General features: G+C 59.9%; 4 protein-coding genes. 3 read left to right on the top strand and 1 reads right to left on the bottom strand.

The window, feature by feature from the left end:
• The first annotated feature begins 449 nt into the window (after positions 1-449).
• Positions 450-983 (top strand): IS6 family transposase, encoded by a 534-nt coding sequence (locus JKG68_RS30990; protein ID WP_446685743.1) that lies wholly within the window; start codon positions 450-452, stop codon positions 981-983.
• Between the two features lie 216 nt (positions 984-1,199).
• Here JKG68_RS30990 and JKG68_RS30985 read toward each other — a convergent pair whose 3' ends face one another.
• Positions 1,200-1,715 (bottom strand): tetratricopeptide repeat protein, encoded by a 516-nt coding sequence (locus JKG68_RS30985; protein ID WP_202066156.1) that lies wholly within the window; start codon positions 1,713-1,715, stop codon positions 1,200-1,202.
• Positions 1,716-1,891: 176 nt separating this feature from the next.
• Between JKG68_RS30985 and JKG68_RS30980 the strand changes: the two genes are divergently transcribed.
• A complete protein-coding gene (locus JKG68_RS30980) occupies positions 1,892-3,541 on the top strand; it encodes a tetratricopeptide repeat protein (protein ID WP_202066154.1) in 1,650 nt (549 codons plus the stop codon).
• 388 nt (positions 3,542-3,929) lie between these two features.
• Positions 3,930-4,967, top strand: coding sequence for an IS110 family RNA-guided transposase (locus JKG68_RS30975; protein ID WP_202066152.1), 1,038 nt, complete (start codon positions 3,930-3,932; stop codon positions 4,965-4,967).
• Positions 4,968-5,103 lie beyond the last annotated feature (136 nt).

The following is a 5,103-nucleotide window of genomic DNA, read 5'->3' as shown; positions in this document are numbered from 1 at the left end:
GGAAGCCTCGTACTTGGCCTGGTAGCCTGCCTCATCCAAATAGGCGCGGTGGGTCCACTCGGACGGCACGTCGTAGAATTCTTCAGTACGGTTGAAGGCCACGTTGCTCATGAACCTAACCTCCTGGAGCACCCACGTTAGAGGTGCCGTTCCAAGCTTTATGTTGATCAAGGACCCGCAGATTTGAGCCCGGTATTGCCCGGGCATTATGCTGGAGGCGCAGGGCGCGTAACGGTTGGCCATAATCGGCCTTCCTGCCTAGAAATTAATCAGCGTAGATCAATTCTGCAGGACTGAGGTGGTTCCGACTGCTTTTGGCGTATCTGCATCTTACTTAGTTGCCGGGGTGTAGTTACAGGCAAGTCATAGGAAAAGATCTATCCAACCCTAAACGCTAGCTGAGTATTTGTAACCAAGCTGGGTGCTGTCAAGTTTGTAGACGGGCTGGCATGACCCAGCCTGTCAACGACAAGCACCATCGCTTTCCGCCTGAGATTATCGCTCAGCGCGGTCTAGTTTACTACCGGTCCCCGCTGAGCCTACGTTTGGTCGAGAAAATGCTCCTGGAGCGCAGCATTGTCGTCTCCTATGAGATGGTCCGGCTATGGGCTCCGAAGTTTGGACCAGACTACGCTCACCGCCTAAGGCGCAAAACGCCGGGCCCTCATGACATTTGGCGTTTGGATGAAGTCGCCGTCACCATTGCTGGGCAGAAGCACTGGCTGTGGCGAGCCGTTGACCAGGATGGCTATGTGCTTGATGAGATCGTTCAGATCCGCCGCAATACCAAAGCGGCCAAGCGCTTGCTGAGGCGCCTGCTGAAGAAGCAGGGCATGGCACCTAGGCGCATTAACACCGATAGGCTTTCCACTTACGGAATCGCCAAGCGGGAGGTCATGTCGAGGTCGACAACTGGTCGCATAAAGGCCTGGATCCAAGGGCTGAGAAGTCGCATGTTCCGCTGCGAAAGCGGGAGCAGGTGATGCAAGGCTTCCAATCCCCAGGAGGCCTGCAGCGTGTTATCTGCTGTGCGAAATCTCTTCGTTCCGCCCAATTCCCGCCACTCCGCTCTTGCCGCCCATCTTCACCGCCTCACTGCTATGGGAAAGGGTGGCCAGCCTCGCCAGATGAGTGGCTCAAGCCGCGAAATCTACTCAGCTCGTCCGGCTTCAGTTAACGGTACATCACCGTAGTAACAGCTACGGCAGACCGTCTCGCGCTTCAGGGGGCTGATTACGCCTACTCTCTGAGATCGCGCGAGCAAGGTCATCCCGAGCCTCACAGCCGAGGGGGCACAGCACCATCAAACGTGACAGCTGCTCCTCGGCCTTATCACGTCGCCCAAGCTGCAGGTACAGCTCCCCGAGGTACTCACGCGCGCCCATGTGGTCTGGATCAAGATCGAGCGCGCGCACGTAATTCGCAAACGCCTCCTCAAGCCGGCCAAGCTTGCGCTGGCTGAAGGCGAGATAGTTGTAAGCATCCGCGTTGCCTGGATCCCGCGCAAGCACCTGTTTTAGGAGTGGCAGGGCTTCCTCAAAGCGCTGTTCCTTTACGAGCTGTTCAGCTGCGAGGAACTCCGCATCGCCTGTAACCTCAGAGGTGGGATTATCGATCATGACCGCATGGGAGGTCACTGGCATCGCTACAATGGCGACGGCAGCATAACCTGCGATCAGACCACGGCCAAAGAGTCGCCGATCACTCCGTGCCATCGCAAGCACCTCCTGCCAGGCAACAGGCTCGACTGTAAGAGCAATGTAGTCTATATTGGCGGTTATTGCAAAAATGTATCCTCGCGTTCGCCGAGTACTCATCATGAACTTACCGGCGCTTTGAGCGACTTCGTCCGACTTTTTAGGACACTGTCCCACTCAGCTTGGAGGAAGTCATGATGTTATGCGAGCAAGCGCGCCGCAGCGCCTATGCGGCTTTGACCTGTGTTTCCCTCACTGCATTAGCGACCGGAGCCTTGGCTCACGATGGTGGGCTCACCGGCAAGATCGGCGAAGCCCGCTTCGAGGTAACCTGCACCCCCGAGGCGCAGGCCACGTTCAACCATGCTGTAGCTCTGCTCCATTCGTTCTGGTTCACGCCAGCCCGCAAAGCCTTCGAGGATGTCGCGAAGCAGGACCCTAGCTGTGCAATGGCGCACTGGGGCGTCGCCATGGTGGCCCGTGCCAACCCGCTCGCTTCGGCCCCTACAGCAAAAGCCATGACGGAGGGGCTTGCCGCGATCGAGCGTGCTCAGAGCATTGGCGGCAAGTCCCAGAGTGAACGCGACTACATCGAAGCTCTGGCCCAGTTCTATCGCGACTACGACAAGAAGGATCATAGGACCCGTGTCGTGGCCCATGAGCAAGCCATGGAGAAACTTGCTTCTACCTATCCGGATGACCGGGAGGCAGCCATCTTCTATGCCCTAGCCTTGAACATCGCAGCCTCGCCGGCTGATAAGACCTACGGCAACCAACTCAGGGCTGGGAAGCTCTTGGAGAAGGTGTTTGTGGAGCAGCCACAACACCCAGGGGTCGCGCACTATCTCATTCACACCTACGACTACCCGCCCATTGCAAACCAGGGGCTCGACGCCGCCAAGCGGTACGCGAGTATCGCTCCTGACTCCCCCCACGCGCTCCATATGCCCTCGCATGTGTTCACACGGCTTGGCTACTGGGAGGAGTCGGTCTCATCGAACCGGACCTCAGCCGAGGTGGTCAAGAAAGAACTCGCTTCATCTAATCCGATGTTGATGGGGCCTGAGGCGCTGCATGCGCAGGATTACATGGTCTATGCGCATCTGCAGCTAGGACAAGAGGCAGAGGCCAAGCGCGTGCTCGACGAGATCAGGGCTCGAGATAACGTGGATGCGGGCAACCACCTGGCCGCAAGCTATGCGCTCGCTGCCATACCGGCTCGCTATGCGCTGGAGCGGCACCGCTGGGATGAGGCAGCTCGCCTTGAGGTGCCGAAGGTCGCCGGCTTCTCCTGGAGTAATTTCCCGCAGTCTGAGGCGGTTGTGCACTTTGCAAAGGGGCTGGGAGCCGCCCACACAGGCGATGTGGCTGCGGCAAAAGCCTCGGGTGAGCGCCTGAAGCAGCTTCACGATGCTCTCGTGTCCATGAAGCAAGGCTACTGGGCTGGACAGGTAGGTATTCAAGCCAAGGCAGTCGCGGCTTGGACGGCACTCGCGGAGGGGCGCAAGAATGAAGCAGTCGCTTTGATGCGGGAGGCTGCTGACCTGGAGAGCGCAACCGATAAGCATATCGTCACGCCAGGGCATATTGTACCGGCTCGGGAGCTTCTCGGCTTTATGCTCCTTGAGACAGGCCAGCCGGCTTTGGCATTGGCCGAGTTCGAGAAGAGCCAAGCTGTTGAGCCCAACCGCTTCCACGGCTTTGCAGGCGCAGCACGTGCCGCTGAGCTAGCCGGAGCGCAAGAGAAGGCGAAGGCCCACTATGCTAAGCTGCTGGAGGTGAGCGCCAAGGCTGATGCTGAGAGGCCTGAGGTCAAAGCAGCGCGCGTAGTTCTGAACCAATAGGAGATCAGGCTTGCGACCGGTCGGCAGGGGCCATGTCCCTCCGCCGACGAGCATCAGGCCGATCCCGTAGCGCAACTGTGCCGCGCTGTTGCCTGTAATCTCATCCACTAGGTTGACCCCATCGCCTTCGGCGGGGCCGGCCCTGGCTAAGCGGCAAGGGCCGTCTCATCCCAGTGGTAAGGGACAATGAAGGCCGCAGGCGCTACCGGGTCGGAGCTGCGCTCTCTGTTCACCGGTGTTGTCATGTCTGGATGGCGCCCGTTTGGCAATGTGCTTCTTGATGACGTTTTGGCCCAGCGGGGCGGGTGCTGTTGGGGTGGACGGCCCCCTTACGGCATCGCTGTGCCAGAATGAGGTCGTTGCAGATCTCAGACACAGGAGACCGTCCATGGACCAGATGATCCACATCGGAATGGATACGTCAAAACACGTCTTCCAGCTGCACGGGGTGAATGCCGCCGAGGAGCCGGTCCTGCGCAAAAAGCTGCGGCGCCAGGACCTGATCACCTTCTTTGGCAAGCTTCCCCCTACCGCGGTGGCCATCGAAGCCTGTGGAGGCTCATACCATTGGGCGCGCGTGTTGCAGTCGTTAGGGCACCAGGTGAAGCTGATCGCGCCCCAGCTGGCCAAGCCGTACGTCAAGCGTGGCAAGAACGATGCCGCCGATGCTGAGGCGATCTGCGAGGCGATGAGCCGGCCCACCATGCGCTTCGTTCCGGTTAAAACAGCGGAACAGCAGGCTGCTCTCATGCTGGTGGGGGTGCGCGATCGGCTGGTCCGCCAGCGCACCCAGCTGATCAACGTGATCCGCGGCTACGCGGCGGAGTTTGGGCTCATTGCCCCGACGGGGTTATGCAGGGTCGAGCCTCTGCTGGAGCGGATCAGAACCGATGAGACCTTGCCGGCTCTGGCCCGAGAGCTGTTTGAGATGCAGGCTGCAGAATACTCGCGACTGGAGGTTCAACTGGAGGAGGTTGAGGATCGCCTCATGGCCTGGCACAGCGCCCATGAGGCCAGCCAACGCCTGGCCCGGATTCCCGGGGTGGGGCCGATCGGCGCCGCCATGCTGGTGATGAAGACGCCTGCACCCGAGGCTTTCCGGTCAGCCCGCCATTTTGCCGCTTGGCTTGGCTTGACCCCAAAGGATCATTCGACGGCCGGCAGGGTGCGGCATGGGGGGATCACACGCGCAGGTGACGAGGTTCTGCGCAGCGTGCTGGTAGTCGGGGCTACGGCGGTCATCCGACAGTTGCGGCGCGGCCAGAGTGCGCCCGCTTCGCCCTGGCTGGTAGCGTTGCTCACGCGCAAGCCACCAAAGCTGGCTGCGGTGGCTCTGGCCAACAAGATCGCCCGCATCGCCTGGAAGCTGATGGTGACGGATGAGAGCTACAAAGCCCCAGCATCAGCATCGGCAGGTGCTGTTTAGAGATCAGCCCGACATGAGATTCCTTCGAGCGCTCTCGTGTTGAGCTGGTGTCGGACCTAGCAAGGAAGCGAGCAGATGGTGTGATCGATCGATCCAGACGGTGAGACACTCCGCACATGACTGTGGTCTTGCAAGG

The sequence above is a fragment of the Microvirga aerilata genome (assembly GCF_016743775.1).
Lineage (GTDB): Bacteria > Pseudomonadota > Alphaproteobacteria > Rhizobiales > Beijerinckiaceae > Microvirga > Microvirga aerilata.
The sequence above is the reverse complement of the archived record's forward strand: the minus strand, read 5'-3'. Positions and strand labels throughout refer to the sequence as shown.

What these genes read in the sequence shown, in the direction of transcription:
- JKG68_RS30985 (WP_202066156.1), bottom strand. Translation starts at nt 1,715, where the DNA reads ATGGCACGGAGTGATCGGCGACTCTTTGGCCGTGGTCTGATCGCAGGT.
- JKG68_RS30990 (WP_446685743.1), top strand. Translation starts at nt 450, where the DNA reads ATGACCCAGCCTGTCAACGACAAGCACCATCGCTTTCCGCCTGAGATT.
- JKG68_RS30980 (WP_202066154.1), top strand. Translation starts at nt 1,892, where the DNA reads ATGATGTTATGCGAGCAAGCGCGCCGCAGCGCCTATGCGGCTTTGACC.
- JKG68_RS30975 (WP_202066152.1), top strand. Translation starts at nt 3,930, where the DNA reads ATGGACCAGATGATCCACATCGGAATGGATACGTCAAAACACGTCTTC.